General features: G+C 71.4%; 14 protein-coding genes, 1 tRNA gene and 1 pseudogene. 7 read left to right on the top strand and 9 right to left on the bottom strand.

What is annotated here, in order from left to right; genetic code table 11:
- Positions 1 to 14: 14 nt before the first annotated feature.
- Positions 15 to 1,634: an MFS transporter gene (locus tag ACIPTO_RS07550; protein WP_401190090.1), complete on the bottom strand. Its 1,620-nt coding sequence runs from the start codon at positions 1,632 to 1,634 to the stop codon at positions 15 to 17.
- Positions 1,635 to 1,796: 162 nt separating this feature from the next.
- Here ACIPTO_RS07550 and ACIPTO_RS07545 point away from each other — a divergent pair, with 162 nt between their 5' ends.
- Complete coding sequence (locus ACIPTO_RS07545) at positions 1,797 to 2,768, top strand: helix-turn-helix transcriptional regulator (protein ID WP_401190089.1); 972 nt, start codon at positions 1,797 to 1,799, stop codon at positions 2,766 to 2,768.
- Between the two features lie 15 nt (positions 2,769 to 2,783).
- Here ACIPTO_RS07545 and ACIPTO_RS07540 read toward each other — a convergent pair whose 3' ends face one another.
- Positions 2,784 to 3,521: a TetR/AcrR family transcriptional regulator gene (locus ACIPTO_RS07540; RefSeq protein ID WP_401190087.1), complete on the bottom strand. Its 738-nt coding sequence runs from the start codon at positions 3,519 to 3,521 to the stop codon at positions 2,784 to 2,786.
- A gap of 380 nt (positions 3,522 to 3,901) precedes the next feature.
- Positions 3,902 to 4,900, bottom strand: coding sequence for a sigma-70 family RNA polymerase sigma factor (locus ACIPTO_RS07535; RefSeq protein WP_366316795.1), 999 nt, complete (start codon positions 4,898 to 4,900; stop codon positions 3,902 to 3,904).
- A gap of 170 nt (positions 4,901 to 5,070) precedes the next feature.
- On the opposite strand from ACIPTO_RS07535, the gene ACIPTO_RS07530 reads away from it, so the two are divergent.
- On the top strand, positions 5,071 to 5,601 hold the full coding sequence (locus ACIPTO_RS07530; protein WP_401190829.1) for a GNAT family N-acetyltransferase: 531 nt from the start codon (positions 5,071 to 5,073) through the stop codon (positions 5,599 to 5,601).
- Between the two features lie 46 nt (positions 5,602 to 5,647).
- Here ACIPTO_RS07530 and ACIPTO_RS07525 read toward each other — a convergent pair whose 3' ends face one another.
- Positions 5,648 to 6,451: a class III extradiol ring-cleavage dioxygenase gene (locus tag ACIPTO_RS07525; protein ID WP_366316797.1), complete on the bottom strand. Its 804-nt coding sequence runs from the start codon at positions 6,449 to 6,451 to the stop codon at positions 5,648 to 5,650.
- Between the two features lie 106 nt (positions 6,452 to 6,557).
- On the opposite strand from ACIPTO_RS07525, the gene ACIPTO_RS07520 reads away from it, so the two are divergent.
- Positions 6,558 to 7,064 (top strand): MarR family transcriptional regulator, encoded by a 507-nt coding sequence (locus tag ACIPTO_RS07520; RefSeq protein ID WP_366316799.1) that lies wholly within the window; start codon positions 6,558 to 6,560, stop codon positions 7,062 to 7,064.
- A 111-nt stretch (positions 7,065 to 7,175) separates the two neighbouring features.
- Here the strand turns inward: ACIPTO_RS07520 and ACIPTO_RS07515 are convergent, their stop codons facing one another.
- Both ACIPTO_RS07515 and ACIPTO_RS07510 read right to left on the bottom strand, forming a co-directional pair.
- Entirely contained in the window at positions 7,176 to 8,738 is a 1,563-nt protein-coding gene (locus tag ACIPTO_RS07515) for an MFS transporter (RefSeq protein WP_366316801.1), read from the bottom strand.
- A 151-nt stretch (positions 8,739 to 8,889) separates the two neighbouring features.
- Positions 8,890 to 9,534, bottom strand: a complete 645-nt coding sequence (locus ACIPTO_RS07510; protein WP_366316803.1) for a TetR/AcrR family transcriptional regulator — start codon at positions 9,532 to 9,534, stop codon at positions 8,890 to 8,892.
- A 321-nt stretch (positions 9,535 to 9,855) separates the two neighbouring features.
- On the opposite strand from ACIPTO_RS07510, the gene ACIPTO_RS07505 reads away from it, so the two are divergent.
- The 3 genes from ACIPTO_RS07505 (at position 9,856) to ACIPTO_RS07495 (ending at position 13,125) form a co-directional block, all read left to right on the top strand.
- On the top strand, positions 9,856 to 11,139 hold the full coding sequence (locus ACIPTO_RS07505) for a M6 family metalloprotease domain-containing protein (RefSeq protein WP_401190085.1): 1,284 nt from the start codon (positions 9,856 to 9,858) through the stop codon (positions 11,137 to 11,139).
- Between the two features lie 73 nt (positions 11,140 to 11,212).
- Positions 11,213 to 12,871: an IclR family transcriptional regulator C-terminal domain-containing protein gene (locus ACIPTO_RS07500; protein ID WP_401190084.1), complete on the top strand. Its 1,659-nt coding sequence runs from the start codon at positions 11,213 to 11,215 to the stop codon at positions 12,869 to 12,871.
- Between the two features lie 181 nt (positions 12,872 to 13,052).
- Positions 13,053 to 13,125, top strand: a tRNA-Arg gene (locus ACIPTO_RS07495).
- A gap of 78 nt (positions 13,126 to 13,203) precedes the next feature.
- Here the strand turns inward: ACIPTO_RS07495 and ACIPTO_RS07490 are convergent.
- The 3 genes and pseudogenes from ACIPTO_RS07490 to ACIPTO_RS07480 all read right to left on the bottom strand — a co-directional run bounded on the left by ACIPTO_RS07490 (position 13,204) and on the right by ACIPTO_RS07480 (position 16,985).
- Positions 13,204 to 14,312: pseudogene (locus tag ACIPTO_RS07490) on the bottom strand (DUF475 domain-containing protein).
- 174 nt (positions 14,313 to 14,486) lie between these two features.
- Positions 14,487 to 15,629 (bottom strand): GNAT family N-acetyltransferase, encoded by a 1,143-nt coding sequence (locus tag ACIPTO_RS07485; protein ID WP_366316811.1) that lies wholly within the window; start codon positions 15,627 to 15,629, stop codon positions 14,487 to 14,489.
- Between the two features lie 168 nt (positions 15,630 to 15,797).
- On the bottom strand, positions 15,798 to 16,985 hold the full coding sequence (locus ACIPTO_RS07480; protein WP_401190083.1) for an MFS transporter: 1,188 nt from the start codon (positions 16,983 to 16,985) through the stop codon (positions 15,798 to 15,800).
- A gap of 70 nt (positions 16,986 to 17,055) precedes the next feature.
- Here ACIPTO_RS07480 and ACIPTO_RS07475 point away from each other — a divergent pair, with 70 nt between their 5' ends.
- On the top strand, positions 17,056 to 18,021 hold the full coding sequence (locus ACIPTO_RS07475; RefSeq protein WP_401190081.1) for a winged helix-turn-helix domain-containing protein: 966 nt from the start codon (positions 17,056 to 17,058) through the stop codon (positions 18,019 to 18,021).
- Positions 18,022 to 18,078 lie beyond the last annotated feature (57 nt).

The following is an 18,078-nucleotide window of genomic DNA, read 5'->3' as shown; positions in this document are numbered from 1 at the left end:
ACCCGGGAAGGGCCTCAACTCCCGTCGAACGCCGCTTCCTTGAGCGCGCCCTCCTTGACCGGAGCCCCCTCGTCCGGAGCTCCCTCGGCCTCAGAACCCTCTGGCGCCGTCCCCTCGGCCGACCCGGCCGCCGCCCCGCCCGTCCGCCTCGGCAGTGCGAACATCAGCAGGAAGATCAGCCCCATCACCGCGGCCACCCAACCCAGCGAGTTCTCAAAGGCGTTGACGAACGCCGGCCCCACCTGGGCCGGGGTCAGCCGGTCGCCGATCGAACCGAAGAAGACCACCGAGACCAGCCCCAGCCCCAGCGCTTTGCCCATCTGCTGCACGGTGTTGATGAGCCCGGACGCCGATCCCGCGTGCTCGCGCGGCACTTCGGAGAGGATCGTGTCGGTCAGCGGGGCGAAGATCAGGCCCATGCCAGCGCCCATCACCACCAGCGGGAGCGCCATCTGCCAGGAGGCGATGGCCAGTTGGTACCGGTCGGCCTCCCAGAGGTAGAGCAGCACGCCCACGACCATCACCAGCGCCCCGGTCTGCAGCACATTGCGCCCGCCGAGCCGCGGCACCAGCTTCTGCACGGACATCCCGGCCGCCGCCGAGCAGGCGATGGAGAACGGCACGCCGGTCAGCCCCGCCCGCAGCGGGCTCCAGCCCAGCCCGATCTGCATGTACAGCGTCCAGACCAGGAAGAAGATGCCGAGCCCGATGCCGAAGACCGTCTGTACGGCGATACCGGCCGCGAAGCTCTTCACCTCGAACAGCGACAGCTCGACGAGCGGCGAACCGTCCCGCGCCGCCTTCCGCCGCTCGTACGCCACCAGCCCGGCGAAGACCCCGATCGAGCCGGACATCGACACGAAACCCCAGGCGGGCCAGCCGAGTTCGTCGCCCCGGGTGAGCGGATAGAGCAGCATCAGCAGGCCGAGGGTGACCAGGGTGACGCCCACCAGGTCCAGCTTCAGCGCGCGCGGGGCCCTGGACTCGGTGATGAAGCGGCTGCCGAGGATCAGACCGGCGATGCCCACCGGCAGGTTGATCAGGAAGATCGGGCGCCACTCCAGCCCGAAGAGGTTCCACTCGGTGAGCAGCGCGCCGAGCAGCGGACCGGACACCGCGCCCAGCCCGACGATCGCGCCGAACAGCCCGAACACCTTGCCGCGTTCGTGCGCGGGGAAGGTCGCGTGCACGATCGACAGCACCTGCGGGACCATCATCGCCGCCATCCCGCCCTGGAGGATGCGCGAGGCGACCAGCATCTCCGGGTTCGCCGCGAAGCCGCAGAGCGCGGAGGCGAGTGTGAAGCCGCCGATGCCGACGAGGAACAGCCGCTTGCGGCCGTGGATGTCGCCGAGCCGCCCGCCGGTGATCAGGCCGGCGGCGAAGGCGAGCGCGTAACCGGCCGTTATCCACTGGATCTGGCTGAAGGAGGCGCCCGCGTCCCGCTGGATCGACGGGATCGCGACGTTGACGATCGTGACGTCGACGAGGTCCATGAAGGCCGCGGTCATCACGATCGCGAGGGCGAACCAGCGACGCCGGTCACCCGCGCCGGCCGCGGGGACATCAGCGGCTTCGGCGGCTCCCGCGGCTTCGGGCGCCGGGCTGTCCACAAAGGTTTCGGTGGAGGTCATGCCCAGAAGCTAGAACCCCACTAGGTCAGATCGTGTCCTAGATCTGCGGCATCCTCGAAACCGCGACGACGACCCGCGACAACGACCCGTCACGACGGCTCATCAGGACAACCCGTGACGACGACCCCATGAAGACGGCCCCATGACGACGACGGAGCGCTCATGACGACGGACACCCCGGCCCGGCTCCTCCAGCTCCTCTCCCTCCTCCAGACGCCCCGCGAGTGGCCCGGCGGCGAGCTGGCCGACCGCCTCGGGGTCTCCCGGCGCACGGTCCGGCGGGACATCGACCGGCTGCGCGAACTCGGCTACCCCGTGCAGGCGACCCTCGGCTCCGACGGCGGCTACCGGCTCGTCGCGGGCAAGGCGATGCCCCCGCTGGTGCTGGACGACGAGGAGGCGGTGGCGATCGCGGTCGGCCTGCGCGCGGGCGCCGGTCACGCGCTGGAGGGCGTGGACGAGGCGTCCGTACGCGCCCTGGCGAAGCTGGAGCAGGTACTGCCCTCCCGGCTACGGCACCGGGTCGCCACCCTCCAGGCCGCCACGACCCCGCTGACCAGTGGCGACGGCGCGAGCATCGCTCCCGAGACGCTGACCGTGATGGCCTCGACGGTGGCGGGCCGGGAGCGGCTGCGCTTCGCCTACCGCGCGGGCGACGGCACCGAGTCCCGCCGTGTGACGGAGCCGTACCGCCTCGTCTCGACCGGCCGGCGCTGGTACCTCGTCGCCTACGACCTCGACCGCGAGGACTGGCGCACCTTCCGTGTCGACCGGGTGAGCCTGCCCTTCGCCACCGGGGCCCGGTTCACCCCGCGCGAGCTGCCGACGGGGGACGCGGCGGAGTACCTGCGGCAGTCCATGTACCGGCGCCAGGAGACCTACGAGTACACCGTCACCTTCGACGCTCCCGCCGACGCGGTCGCGGCCCGCGTCCCGGCCTGGCTCGGCGCACCGGAACCGCTCGGCGAGGGCACCTGCCGGCTGCGAGCCACGACCGGCGACAGGGTGGACTGGCTGGCCGTCCGGCTGGCGATGCTGGGGTTCGGGTTCACGGTGCAGGGGCCGCCGGAACTGGCGCGGTGCGTACGGGAGTTGGGCGAGCGGCTGGTCCGGGCGGGCGGCGGGGACGCCTGAGCCGGGGCCACGAGGTCACCCTCCGCCCGGTCCCGCCGCCCCCGAGTCGGCCCAGGGAAAGTCCCGCAGGACCCGCAGGTTGCGCAACGCCCTGTCCGCCGGCCCCGCTGTCGCACCGGCGTGCGTCTCCTCGGCCGCCCAGCCCTCGACCGCCGTGCGTACGGCGGCGCTCGCCACGGCCGCGGCGAAGCGCAGTTCGGGGGAGGCGGGGGCGGGGGGCCGGCCGGCGGGGGTGCCGTCGGACGGGGTGAGGCGTTCCATGATGACCTCGCCCAGGGTCCGTTCTGCGGTCTGGCAGACCTCCGCCCAGACCCGGCGCAGGGCGGGGCTGGACTCGGCCATGCCGATCAGTGTGCGCACCCAGGTCCAGGAGTTGACGGAGACGCCCACCCCGGGCGTCAGCGTGTGGCGGGCCCCGTGTTCCAGGGCCTCCGGCACCGACAGGGCCGCCGGTGCCGCGCGGACCGCCTCCGCCCAGCGCTGCGCGCCGGCCGCGTAGAGCGGGGCGACGGCCTCTTCCTTGGTGGCGAAGTAGCGGTAGAACGTGCGCGGGGCGATACCGGCGGACTGGGCGATGTCCTCGGCACGGGTGGCGCGCAGCCCCTGCCTCACGAAGAGTCCGGCCGCAGCTCTGGCGATCTCCATCCGGGTCTCGGCCTTGCGCCGCTCGGTCAGCGAGAGCGGGGAGGCGGGCGAGGCGGTACGGGAGTGCGGTGCGGAGGCGGAATCCGGTGCTGGGGTGGGGCTGCTCACATCGGCAGGCTATGCCCCTGTGGCACAATCTGCCATTCGGCGGGCCACCCCGGAGTTCAGGTACGGGGTGGCCCGCCATCCCAGCATGTCCGGACGGAAAGAACCGGGCCCCGACGCCTGGGGGGACAGGCGCCGAAGCCCGGTTCCGGAGAGTCCCGGCGCCGGGGGGGGATTGCGTCGGGACTTGGCTCAGGGGGTCTCGGGGCGTACCCCGAACCCCAACTCCCGGGCCCTGAGGTCTTGTTCCCAGGGCCCCTGGGGTTGAAGCGGCGTTACACGGCCATGTTGGCGAGCGTTCCGCGCGGGACGCGAGGCCGTGGGACGAGCGGCCGGGCCGCGGCCAGCCGCACCCGACCGGCCCGATCACCACCGCGGCCCGCTCACGCCGCCGCGTCGAACCCGGTCTGGCTGGCGAGCTTCTTCAGTTCGAGCAGCGCGTGCTTCTCGATCTGCCGGATCCGCTCCCGGGTCAGCCCGTGCTCCTTGCCGACCTCCGTCAGCGTCCGCTCGCGCCCGTCCTCTATGCCGTACCGCATCTTGATGATGGACGCCGTGCGCTGGTCGAGCCGGCCGATCAGGTCGTCCAGTTCCTCGCTGCGCAGCAGGGTCATCACGGACTGCTCGGGCGAGACCGCGGAGGTGTCCTCCAGGAGGTCACCGAACTGGGTGTCGCCGTCGTCGTCCACCGACATGTTCAGCGAGACCGGGTCGCGGGCCCAGTCCAGCACGTCCGTCACGCGCTCCGGCGTCGAGTCCAGCTCCGCGGCGATCTCCGCGTGCTCGGGCTCCCTGCCGTTCTTGCGGTTGAACTCGCGCTGCACGCGCCGGATCCGGCCCAGCTCCTCCACCAGGTGGACGGGGAGCCGGATGGTCCGGGACTGGTCGGCGATGGAGCGGGTGATGGCCTGGCGGATCCACCAGGTCGCGTACGTCGAGAACTTGAAGCCCTTGCGGTAGTCGAACTTCTCGACGGCGCGGACCAGGCCCGCGTTGCCCTCCTGGATCAGGTCGAGGAGGGGCAGGCCGCTACGGGGGTAACGGCGGGCCACGGCCACGACCAGGCGGAGGTTGGAACGGATGAAGACGTCCTTGGCACGCTCCCCTTCGGCGACCAGGGCCTCGAGCTCGGCGCGGGAGGCGTCCGCCTGGGACTTCTCCTCACCGTCGAGGACCTGGCGCGCGAACACGCCCGCTTCGATGGTCTGCGACAACTCGACTTCCTTGGCGGCGTCGAGCAGCGGTGTGCGCGCGATTTCGTCGAGATACATGCCGACCAGGTCGCGGTCGGCGATCTCGCCGCCATGGGCGCGAACACTGCGCGCCACGCCGGAGGTCTCGCCGGTGGCGGACTTACGACGGGCGACGGCACGGGTTGCCATGCGTGCTCCCTTGCGATGGTGGGTCAGCAGGTGTTCGTCCGATGCTTCGGCACTCTTCTCGTGTGCCCTGCATCTGATGGAAACAACGACTGGAATCCGGACAGAATTCCCAACCCGCTCCCCTATTTTTCTGATCTTGCAGTACCCTGTCCGGCCACAAGGGGGTCATGATGCCGTCGGAACGTACAGAGGTGCAGGTCAGACCGGGAGTCGAGGGTGATCTCGATGCCCTCACCAGCCTCTACAACCACTACGTACGCGAGACCCCGATCACCTTCGACACCGCTGCCTTCACGCCGGAGGAGCGCCGCCCCTGGCTGCTCTCCCACCCTGAAGACGGCCCATACCGGCTGAAGGTTGCCGTGGACGGGACCTTCCAAGGAAACTCACAGCGAATCCTCGGCTACGCCACATCCAGCCCTTACCGGGCGAAGCCCGCCTACTCGACCTCCGTCGAGGTGACGGTCTACGTCGCCCCCGACGTGGGCGGCCGGGGCATCGGGACGCGGCTCTACGAGGCACTGTTCGCGTCCCTGGCGGACGAGGACGTGCACCGGGCGTACGCGGGCATCGCACAGCCCAACGAAGCGTCCACGCGGCTGCATGAACGCTTCGGGTTCCGGATGGTCGGCACCTACCGGGAGGTGGGCCGCAAGTTCGGCCGCTACTGGGATGTCGCCTGGTTCGAGAAGGAGTTGTAGCGCCGGTGCCGGGGAGTGCACGCACCCCGCCTCCCCGGCACCGGCCTCAGCCGAACTGCACGGACCGCTTCGCCATCCCCATCCAGAACCCGTCGATCACGGACGGGTTCAGCGACTCCCGCGCGTCCAGCTCGCCGCCCGCCTCCGCCGCGCCCATGGTGACGAACAGCGGGGCGAAGTGCTCGGTGCGGGGATGGGCGTAGCGGCCGGCCGGGGCCTTGTGGAGGAAGTCCAGGAGGCCGTCCCAGTCGCGGGACTCCAGCGCCCGCCTGCCCCAGTCGTCGAACTCGGAGGACCAGGTCGGCACGCCCCCTCCGGTGTGGCGCAGGGCGGCGAGGTTGTGGGTGAAGAAGCCGGAGCCGACGATCAGGACGCCCTCGTCGCGCAGCGGGGCCAGCTTGCGCCCGATGTCCATCAGCTTCGCCGGGTCGAGGGTCGGCATGGACACCTGGAGGACGGGGATGTCGGCGGCCGGGAACATCTCGACGAGCGGGACGTACGCCCCGTGGTCGAGGCCGCGGTCCGGGACGTCCTGCACGGGGGTGCCGGGGGCGCGCAGCAACTTCCTCACGGACTCGGCGAGTTCGGGGGCGCCGGGGGCGTCGTAGCGCACCTGGTAGTAGTGCTCGGGGAAGCCCCAGAAGTCGTAGACCAGGGGGACGGGGTCGACCGCGCCGAGGGCGAGGGGGGCCTCCTCCCAGTGGGCGGAGACCATGAGGACGGCCTTGGGGCGGGGGAGGGCGGCGGACCAGGCGGCGAGTTCGCCGGGCCAGATCGGGTCGTCCGCGAGGGGCGGGGCGCCGTGGCTGAGGTACAGGGCGGGCATGCGCTCCGGTGCGGCGGTGGACATGGCGGTCACTCCCCGGGATCGAACTCGATGCTTGAAGTCTCAAACTATCCGCGCCAGAGCTTACGCCCTATTTGTTTAACCTTCAAGCTCTCGTACAGTGGGACGCATGAACACGGCACCCACATCCGCGGAAGCCCGCTGGCTCACCGCCGAGGAGCAGCGCGTCTGGCGCTTCTACATGCATGCCAGCACCCTCCTGGAGGACCATCTGGACCGCCAGCTCCAGCGTGACGCGGGCATGCCGCACATCTACTACGGGCTGCTCGTGCAGCTCGCCGAGGCCCCGGACCGGCGGCTGCGGATGACCGAGCTGGCCATGAACGCGAAGATCACCCGCTCCCGTCTCTCGCACGCCGTCGCGCGGCTGGAGAAGAACGGCTGGGTGCGCCGCGAGGACTGTCCCTCCGACAAGCGCGGCCAGTTCGCGGTGCTGACCGACGAGGGCCGCGGGGTGCTCGGCCGGACCGCGCCGGGCCATGTGGCCGCCGTACGGCAGGCGCTGTTCGAGCGGCTGACCCCGGAACAGCAGAAGTCCCTCGGCGAGATCATGGAGATCGTCGCCGAGGGACTTCAGCCCGACGAAGCGGGCGCGGATCTGCCCTGGCTCCGCTGAGCCGCTCAACTCTGCGGAGAACCAGGGCAGTTCCTGGGAATCGTGCCTACGGGGCGTCCCCTTCCCCGTAGGCACGGATGGTGCGAAGGGGGTACGACCGGCCGGGCGTCGTCAGTGGGCGACGACCGGGATCTTGAAGTCGTCCTCGACGTCGTCACCGGAGGCGACCGGGTCGGAACCCTGCTTGCCGGCGTTGACGAGCACCGAGACGATCACGGCGGCCGTCACCAGCATGCCGACGGCGAACCAGATGGCGTTGGTGTAGCCGTGCACCTGGCCCTGCAGCTGGACGAGCTGCTGCTGGGTCTTGGAGGTGCCCGCACCGGCGATGTGGTCCTTGATGTACGCGGTCGTCGCGGACGCGGCGATCGTGTTCAGCAGGGCCGTACCGATCGCGCCGCCCACCTGCTGCGAGGTGTTGACCATCGCGGAGGCGACACCCGCGTCCCGGGGCTCGACGCCCAGGGTGGCCAGGGACATAGCCGGCATGAACGCCGTACCCATGCCGAGGCCGAGCAGCAGCATCGCGGGCAGGATCGTCGAGGCGTACGACGAGCCGATCTCCAGCCGGGTCATCAGGAGCATGCCGACCGCGGCGACCAGGAAGCCGGGCGCCATCAGCATCCGGGCCGGGACCCGGGTCATCAGACGGGTGCCGATCTGGGTCGAGCCGACCATCATGCCGACGATCATCGGCATGAAGGCGAAGCCGGTCTTGATCGGCGTGAAGCCCTTGACGACCTGGAGGTAGTAGGTGAGGAACAGGAACGTGCCGAACATCGCGATGATCGCGATACCGAGCGAGAGGTAGATACCGCCGCGGTTGCGGTCGGTGATCACGCGCAGCGGCAGCAGCGGGGCCTTGACCCTGGACTCGACGATGACGAACGCGGCCAGCAGGACCGCGGAGGCGATGAAGAGCGCCACGGTGGAGGAGTCGCCCCAGCCGTCGGACTCGGCGCGGGTGAAGCCGTAGACCAGCGAGACCAGGCCGAGGGTGGACAGGAGCACGCCGGGGATGTCGAGCGGGTTGCGGTTGCGGCCGCCCTCCGGCTCACGGATGACGAAGTACGCGCCGAGCGCGGCGACGATCGCGAACGGGATGTTCACGAAGAACGTCCAGCGCCAGTCCAGGTACTCGGTCAGCACACCGCCGAGGATGAAACCGACGGCGCCGCCGCCACCGGCGATCGCGCCGTAGATGCCGAACGCCTTGGCGCGCTCCTTGGCGTCGGTGAACATGACCGCGAGCAGGGAGAGCGCGGCGGGCGCGAGCAGTGCGCCGAACGCGCCCTGGAGGGCACGGGCGCCGAACATCATGGCGCCGGTGGTGGCGACACCGCCGAGCGCGGACGCGGCGGCGAAGCCGGTCAGGCCGATGACGAAGGCCCGCTTGCGGCCCCACAGGTCGGCTATGCGGCCACCGAAGAGGAGGAGTCCGCCGAAGGCCAGCGCGTAGGCCGTGACGACCCACTGGCGGTTGCCGTCGGAGATGCCCAGGTCGCTCTGGGCGGACGGGAGGGCGATGTTCACGATGGTCGCGTCGAGCACGACCATCAGCTGGGCGAGCGCGATGAACGCGAGCGCCTTCCAGCGGTTGGAATGGGCTTCGTGCTCGGCGGCCTCGGCCGCCTTGTCGAGAGCGCCGGGAGCGCTTCGAGCTGTTTCAGACATGGTGGTACCCACTTCGGGACTTCGTGACGGAAAAATTCGGAAGAAGGACGTGTTCGGGGACGGCTCGTCGGCGGGTGACCTCAGGCGGTCGCTACGACGGCGAGAGCCGGTGCTTGTTGTCGAGACTGGCGGAACGCTCTGAACTGATCGGTCAGGGCTGCCGGAGATCCTCCATCGTCGCGGCCGTACCGGGCAGGACCGAGCGGGCCGGGGCCCGCAGTCCGTCCAGGAACAGCTGCAGGTGTCGGTGTACGAAGCGGTCGGCGCTGAGGCAACCGGTGCCGGCCGGGGGCCGGCTGAGCTGGGCCACGGCCACCATCACGTCACCGACACCCACGTCGGTGCGGAGCTGGCCCGACTTCCTGGCCCTGTCCATGACCTCGTCGATGAGCTGCTCGACCCGTCGGCGCGCGGCTTCCAGATCCGGGTGGAACTGGTCGAACGTGCTGGAGATCATCGGGCACAGCGCGCTGATTCGTTCGTCGGCGGACACGTGCACGAAGCGCTCCAGAGCGGCGAAGGCGTCGCCGGTCTCGGTGAGCGCCTGCTCGGCGGCCTCCGACGTACGGTCCATGACCGAGACCACGACCTCGCGGACGAGGGCGTCGCGGTCCGGGAAATTGCGGTAGAGCGTGGCGTTGCCGACGCCGGCCCGGCGGGCGATCTCGTCGAGCGGCACATCGGGGCCGAACTCGACGAACATCTCGCGGGCGGCGGTGACGATCCGCTCCCGGTTGCGCAAAGCGTCGGCACGGGGCCGGGTCACCTTTCGCTGTACGGGGGTCGCGGTCGTCACGGCGTGCTCCTGAAGGTCTTGGACTGCTGGGGGCGATCCGGGGAGGCAGTCCCCGTTTCGCTCTGACACATGGCTAAACGGGGAGACGCTCCCCGGTTATTTCCACCTCCACGATTCTTTCGATGTGACCTGAGTCACATTCGCCGAACTACCGGTTTGGATCTCCGCGCACCGGCCGTCCGGTCTCCCCGTTCGGCCCCCTACCAGCGAGAAACACACGGTCGGTCTCCTCCAGCGCGCGCCCGCACGGGAGTCGACACAGGGTGATCGAAAGGATGCAGCCGGAGACCGGCGGCTGCCGTTGGCGCGAAGGGTCCCCGTATGCAGCCCAGCCGTCGGATACGCCCGCGCCGCGTGGCCGCCCTCGCGTCCGTGACCGTCCTGACCCTCGCGGTCAGCACCTCGGCCGGCACGGAACGCCTCATCCCGGGCGCCATGACGGCGGCGGGCCCGGTCGCACTCGCCCGCACCTCCGCACTCGGCCCCTGCATGATCAACGGCCCGCTGGACGTCCAGATGTCCGAGGGCATCCCGACCCCCGGCGGCTACTCCCGCTCCACCGGCACGGTCCACGCCCTGACCCTGATGGTCGACTTCTCCGACGCCCCCGGCGAGGGCAGCGCCATGGACCGGTACCACGAGTTCTTCCCCAAGACCCAGGAATGGTTCGCCACCAGCTCCTACGGCCGCCTCGACTACCGCCCCGAGACCCCGGTCGACCACTGGCTCCGCATGCCCAAGCCCTTCCGGTCCTACGGCATAGAGCGCGGCGCGCCCTTCGACCCCGGGTACCGGCAGCTCGTCCAGGACATCGTGGCCGCGGCCGACCCGGCGGTGGACTTCCGCCGCTACGACCTCCTGAACGTCCTGGTCACCCCGAACGCGGGCCCCTCCGCCCTGGACACGGTCCTCTCGGTGACGTTCGCGGGCAACACCGAGGCCCCGGTCGCGGACGGCGTGCCCGTCTCCAACGCCTCCTTCGTGTACTCCCGGCAGGACGACGGCTCCGGCTCGTACTCCCGGACCGGCTACCGCGTCCTCCCCCACGAGAACGGCCATGTCTTCGGCCTGCCCGACCTCTACACCCAGGAGGGCGGGAGCGCGGTCGGCCACTGGGACATCATGAGCGAGGACTGGGGCGCCAACAACGACCTCCTCGGCTGGCACAAGTGGAAGCTCGGCTGGCTCGACCCGTCCCAGGTCGACTGCGCGCGCACCCCGGGCACCACCGAGTACACCCTGACCCCGCTAGAGCGGCCCGGCGGCGACGGCACCCGCCTGATCTTCGTCCCGATCGACCGCCGCACCGGCTACGCCCTCGAACTGCGCACCCGCGAGGGCAACGACGAGGCCGTGTGCCGTCCCGGCGTCCTCGTCTACAAGGTCGAGGCGGACGTCGACACGGGCATGGGCCCCGTGAAGGTCTACGACGCCCACCGCGACAGCGGCGGCTGCACCCGCAGCCCCAACGTCCAGGCCGAACTCTCCGACGCCCCCTTCGGAGTGGGCGAGACGTTCAAGGACCCCGGCCGGGGAATCCGCGTCGCGATCACCGGAACCGACGGGACGGGCAGATACCGGGTGACGGTGAGCCGGACGCGGTAGGGGGTACGGCGGCGATGCGGGCATCCGGCGCGGGCTTACCGTAGGGCTGCCGAGACGCACTACCGGAGAATCGATGCCCGCTGAGAGCACGCTCGTCGACCCCGCCGCCGCCGTGCCCGCCGAGGCGGTCGCGCCGCTGATCCGCGGGGTCGCCGTGATGCGGCACCTGACCCGGGCGGGCGGGGTGTCGAGCCTGAGCGGGCTGGAGCGGGCGACCGGGCTCGCCCGCTCGACGGTGGACCGGATCACCGGGACGCTCGCCCGGATGGGATACGTCCGTCTCGACGGCCGGGACGCGGTGCTCACCCCTCGGATCATGGAGCTGGGCAACGCCTACCTGGCCGCGCTGCGCCTGCCCGCCCTGCTCGACGCCCGCGCGGACGCGCTGGCCGACGAGCTGGACGAGTCCGTGTCGCTCGCGGTGGCCGACCGGGACGGCATCCGCTTCATCCACCAGGCGACCCGCCGCCGCGCGATGTCCCTCAGCTTCCGCATCGGCGACCTGCTCCCGGCCGAACGCACCGCCCCGGGACCGCTGTTCGCGACCGAGTGGACGGAGGCGGAGTGGCGGCGGTGGCGGGAGCGCCGGGCCGCCGACCCGAGGGACGAGGGCTTCCCCGCCGTACCCGAACGCTCCTCGCCCGGCACCGACTTCGAGCGGTGGACCGCACAGGTCCGCGAGGACGGCTGGGCGTTGGACGACCAGCTGATCGAACCGGGGCTGGTCGCGCTGTCCGTGCCGGTGCGGGACCCGCGCACCGGCGGGATCGCGTGCGTGGCGAGCGTCGTGAGCCACACGAGCCGGCACACCGCCGACGATCTGCGGAACTCCCTTCTGCCCAGGCTGTGTTCGGCGGTACGGACGATGGAGGAGGACCTGGCGGAGGACCTGCGCGAGGCGCCCCGCGGCGCGTCCCCCGCCCCCTCCGGACTCGCGACCTGGACGGGCGCGTCCAAGCAGGAGCTGGGCCGGGAGTTCGTCGAGTCCCTGGCCCGCGGTCTGACCGTGCTGACGGCCTTCGGCGAGGACCGCGCCGAGCTGACCCTCACGGAGGTCGCCCAGGCGACGGGACTCGCACGGGCGACGGCCCGCCGAGCCCTGATCACCTACGAGCACCTGGGCCTGGTGACCCCGACGGACGACCGCCGGTTCGCCCTCACCCCCCGGGTCCTCTCCCTCGGCTTCCCGCCCCTCTCCCGTACGACCCTGCCCGCCCTCGCGCTCCCCCATCTCACCGCCCTCGGCGCCCGCATCCGGGAACCGGCGTCCCTGGCGGTCCTCGTCGGCGACGACGTCCAGTACACGGCCCGGGTCGCCACCAGCAGCGTGATGAGCGTGAACATCGCCGTCGGCACCCGCCTCCCGGCGTACGCGACGGCCCTGGGCCGCGTCCTGCTGGCGGACGCGCCGCCGCGCGACCACGAGCTGCGCGCCCTGACCCCGCGCACCCTGACCGACCCGGCGGCACTGGCCACCGCGCTGGAGACGGTCCGTGCGCAGGGATACGCCCTGGTCGACGAGGAGTTGGAGGCGGGCCTGCGCTCGATCGCCGTACCGGTCCGCGACCGTACGGGCCGGGTGGTCGCCGCACTGAACACGGCGACCCATGTGGCCCGGCGGTCGGTCGAGGAGTACGTCCGGGACATCCTGCCGGAGCTGAACAGGACGGCGAGCGCGATCGAGGCGGACGTGCGGGTGGCGGGACGGTTCACCGAGGTGCCGGCGTCCTGAACGCCGGTGACGTCCGACGGTGCCCGGGGCCGGGGCGGCACGGCTCCGGCCCCTCCCCGCACTCCTCGTCCGCCCGCATCCGCTACCCTGTCCTTGGCCAGTGGTCGGTACGCCACGTTGTTCGCCCCGGTAAGGGTGCGGGCGAGGTGACACCGCCACCGGCCAGCGGGTTCGTCACCCCGCCTTCGTAGCTCAGGGGATAGAGCACGGCTCTCCTAAAGCCGGTGTCGCAGGTTCGAATCCTGCCGAGGGCACAGCACGGATCGAGCCAAGGCCCAGGTCACGGAGCACGTCTCCGGACCTGGGCCTTGGTCGTCGGCGCTCCGGGACGATCAAGGCACCTTCGCCTCGTCCGCGGCCCCCACCACCCCGTCCGCCTCGGCCACCGCACGGTTCCGCCGTACCGAGGACCAGAAGGACCAGCCGATCAGGACCACGCCGACCAGGCCGGTGACGACCTCGTTGATCTGGTACTGGATGGTGACCATGAGGATCACGGCCAGGGCGCCGATCGCGTAGTGGGCGCCGTGCTCCAGGTAGACGTAGTCGTCGAGGGTTCCCTGGCGGACCAGGTAGACCGTCAGCGAGCGGACGTACATCGCGCCGATACCGAGGCCGAGGGCCATGAGCACGATGTCGTTCGTGATGGCGAAGGCGCCGATCACACCGTCGAAGGAGAAGGACGCGTCCAGGACCTCCAGGTACAGGAACATGAAGAACGCGGCCTGACCGGCCAGGACGACCGCCGAGCGGCTGCTCTCCTGTTCGCGTTCCTCCTCCGCCTCCAGGCGGTTCTCGAAGAAGCCGGAGAGCCCGCCGACGACCAGGTAGGTGATGAGGCCGGCGATGCCGGAGACCAGCACCGTCTGGGCCTTGTCCGCGTGGGCGCCGCCGTGCTGGTGGGCGTGGGTCGCGAAGGTCATCGAGGTGATCAGGAGGACGATCAGGGCGATGCAGACGGACAGCATGTCGACCTTGCCGAGTCTGGCGAGGGGGCGTTCCAGCCAGCCCAGCCACTTGATGTCCCGGTCCTCGAAGACGAAGTCGAGGAAGTCATCAGCAGGAACATGCCACCGAAGGCGGCGATCGCCGGGTGGGCGTCGGTGACCAGCTGCTCGTAGCGGTCCTTGTCGGTCAGCGCGAGGTCGACCGCCTGGAAGGGGCTCTTCCTCGCCGTGACCGCGACGATCACCACCGGGAACGCGAGACGCATGCCGAAGACGGCGATCAGGACGCCGACCGTGAGGAAGATCTTCTGCCAGAACGCCGACATCGTCTTCAGGATCCCGGCGTTGACCACCGCGTTGTCGAAGGACAGCGAGATCTCCAGGACGGCGAGGATCGCGATGACCCCGAACGCCGTCCAGCCGCCGTACCAGACCCCGAGGGCCAGGCCGATCGCGGTGACCGCGAACGACCAGCGGAAGGTCTTCAGAAGCACGGGGTGCCCCTTCCTGTTGTCGCGCGGCCGCCCGCGGGCCGGGGCCCGGCAGCCCCGACCATCATCGGCGTTGTCTACCACGACCGTCTGGCGTCCAGATGTCGGGGGCGGCCCGGAGAACGCGGAAGGGCCCCGGCCTCAGCGGTCCAGGACCCCTCCCGACACGGCTCGCCGTCACTTCCCCGGCGCCGCCCTGCCCGCCTTCGGCGGCACCTTGCCCGTCGTCCGCAGCGTGCCCACCGTCTTGAGCAGCCGGTCCGCGGGCTCGCGCAGGGACGGATGGGCCAGCACCGTGTTCCGCAGCCCGCGCACCGGGCGCCGCCACAGGCGATGGGCCGTCGCCACCGGGTGCGGACGGGTGGCGAACCCCTCGCCGACGCGCAGCTCGCGCGTCTTGAGCCGGTCCTTCCACTCCTTGTCGCCGCGCCCCAGGTCCATCAGGCGCACCCCGTGCCGCCCCGCCTCCTCGGCCATCCGCAGATGCATGATCAACCCCGGTGAGTAGTACCGCAGTTCGGGGTCGTACGCCGTGAACCACGCGGCGAAGAGGGTCCGGGAGGTCGGGCCGAAGTGCGCCGCCACCGGGCGCTCCCCGGCGTAGAGGACGGACAGGACGCCGGTGAAGTGTTCCTCGCGGACGCGGAACAGATGGTCCACCAGGTCGACGATCCAGGGGCGCGCGAAGCGGTCCATGCGGCCGGTCCTGCGGTACTGGGCCGATTTCCAGCGCATCAGCGTGCGCAGCACCTCGGGGTCCCGCTCGTCGTAGACGAACCGCATCTCCCCGAGGTCGCGGCCCAGCCGGCGTTCCTTCTTCAGGGTCGTCTTGGCGATGCCCGGGTAGGCGCCGCGCAGCCACTCCGGGTACGGGATCTCGCCGTCGCCGTCCTTGAGGTCGATCACCGGGGACGCGAACGTGCCCGTGACATGGCGGCCGAACGGCTGCTGCTCCTCCACCAGATGGTCGAACTCGAAGACCGACAGGCCGCAGGCCCGCAGGAGTTGCTGGACGTCCCAGGTGATCCCGGGCCGGTGCACCAGGGCCTGGCAGTCGGAGAGGCCGAGGCCGATGGCCCGGCCTACGCCGACGGCATTGCGCTCGTACGGGAAGAAGCCGACCGGCTCCCCGCCCTCGTGCAGCACCGCCACCTGCGCGCCGCCGCGGTGCCGGCCGACCCCGTCCGCGAACTCCGGTGCCAGGAAAGGGTTCGCGTAGTCCGGCGACTCGTCCATCGCCTTGTGCCAGGCCTGGCGGAGCGTGCTGCCGAGCTCCTCCGGTCTGTGGATCGTGATGTCCGCCTTGCTGTTGGATCGCATGGGCGACCGTCCCCCCACTTTCCCCCACGACGCGTCGTCCGCGTCCTGCCTACGGATCCCAAGGTACGACGAGACACGAACAGTTCGGCAGGGCCCAAACGTCGCGAAACAGTACGGACGCCGCCAAGGATGACCGCGGCTGAGGAAAAGTACGGATCACCCCTCCCCTCAAGCCGTCCGCACCTCCGGCACCTCTCCGCGCGCCTGCCGGCCCAGCACCGCCAAGGCCGCCGTCACACCGACCGATGCGACGGCGACCAGGGACATCGCCGTTGCGGGGGAGGTGAGTTGGGCGACCGTGCCCGCGAGGGCGGCGCCGATGCCCTGCATGGAGAGCATGCCCGCGGAGCGCAACCCCAGGGCGTGGCCCGCGAGTTCGCCGGGGGTGAGTTCCATCAGGCGTTCCTGGAGGACGAGGCTCGCGCCGTAGCCGACGGAGGCCGCGCAGACCGCGATGGCCGCCCAGGGCAGGCCGGGGCGCAGGGCGAAGAAGAGGTACGGGGTGGCCAGGAGGAGCCGGAGAGGGATGTCCAGGCGGGCGCGCAGGGTGGCCGGAACGAACCGGCCCAGGGTCAGGTCGCCGACGAACATGCCCAGCGCCGCGCTCGCGAACAGCGCGCCCGCGGACCCGGGGGCGTAGGAGACGTAGAGGGATTCGCAGCCGACGATCAGGCCGTTGGGGATCCACATGCCGAGGTAGGTGAGGCGGCGGGGGCGGGAGGACCACAGGACGGCGTTCGTGCGCCAGGTGGCCGCGACCGACGGGCGGCCCGCCGTGCGGGGCGGGCGGGCGGTCAGGCCGAGGCGGAGGACGAGAGCCGTGGTGAGGTACAGCCCCGCGGCGAGGAGCAGGCAGACGCGCGGGGCGAGGAGGGCCAGGAGGGCGCCGCCCGCCGCGAATCCGGTGACCTGCATCAGGCCCGAGGCCATGTTGAACACCGAACGGCCCAGCAGATAGCCGTCCTTGGAGAGGATCTCGTTCAGCAGACCGCCGCTCACCCCGCCGCCCAGCGAGGCGATCAGCCCTTGCAGGAACACCAGGGCGAGGACCGCGCCGATCGGCAGACCGGGGAGCGCGAGCAGGGCCGTGCAGACCGCGAAGGCGGTGTTGATGCCGGTGAGGGTGGCGCGCGGCGGCAGGCGGTCGGCGCCGGAGAGGAAGAAGGTCGCGCCGAGCATCTGGGCGAGCTGCGGGCCGAACATGCTGACGGCCGAGAGCAGAGGGGACGCGGTCGCCCGGTACACGAGGGTCGCCAGCGCCAGGCCGCTGATGGTCAGGGCCGCGTTCTGGGCGGCGAAGGAGAGGAAGAACGGGGTGTACTCGGGGGTGCGGAAGAGCTCGCGGTAGCTGCGCATGAGCGGAGTCTGCGGGGGTGCGCGCGGGGGTCCTATTCTTTCGCGCGGACGCGAAACACGGGGGGCGCGGATGGGGTTGTGGCAGCTCAACGCGGACACGCTGGCGCGGAGCCGGTTCGTGCTGTCGTCGTTCGCCGAGACCTTCGCCGCGCTGAAACTACTGCACGCGGGGGTGGGCTCGCACCCCGGCGAACAGGTGTGGCTGCGGGACCATCTGCCGGGCTACCGGGGGCTGTTGGCGGCTGATCCGGTCAGCGGGGCGCTGGTGCGGGCGGCGCTCGGACGGTCCTGGATCGCCGACTTCTGCTGCCCGACCCAGGCCGGCCAGGAGTCGTTCGCCGAGACCGTCGCCCGGGTCCGCGCCACGCCCCCGGCCGCCGCCCGCGCCCACCTCCGGGTCTCCCTCGCCGGCCCGCTCCCCGCCGCCCTCGACCGCGACGACCTGCCCGAGCGGGCGGCACGCGTCCTGGAGCACGTGTGGGAGGAGACCGTACGGCCGTACTGGGCGCGGCGGCGGCGGGTGCTGGAGGCGGACGTGGTCGCGCGGACGGCCCAGGTCAGCCAGGGCGGCTGGGCGGCCGTGCTGGACGCGCTGCAGCCGGGGCGGACACGGTGGCTCGGGGAGAACCGGCTGCAGATCAACCTGCACGAGAACCCGCCGCGCGAGGTCTCCGGCGCGGAGCTGCTCTTCATGCCGGTGACACCGAAGGCGGGGTGGGTGTCGTGGGAGGAGCCGGGCCGGTACGCGATCGTCTACCCGTGCGCGGGCGTCCTCGCCGATCCCGGCGGGCGGGCGGTGCCGACGGGGCTCGGCACGCTGCTGGGGGCCTCGCGGGCGGAGGTGCTGACGCTGCTCGGCTCACCGATGAGTACCAGCCAGCTGACCGCCGTGACCGGACAGGCGCTCGGCTCCGTGGGCCGGCATCTTCGGGTGCTGCTGGACGCGGGGCTCGTGGAGCGGCGGCGGGCGGGGCGGTCGGTGCTGTATTCGCGGACGGCGGCGGGGGAGGTCGTGGTGCGGGCGGCGGGGCGGTAGGGGTGGGGCGGTAGGGGCAGGGGGCGGGGCGTGCGGACGTGCCGGGTGCCGTGGAGG

The sequence above is a fragment of the Streptomyces sp. NPDC090083 genome (assembly GCF_044747445.1).
Lineage (GTDB): Bacteria > Actinomycetota > Actinomycetes > Streptomycetales > Streptomycetaceae > Streptomyces.
This window is presented reverse-complemented; position numbering and strand designations above follow the sequence as displayed.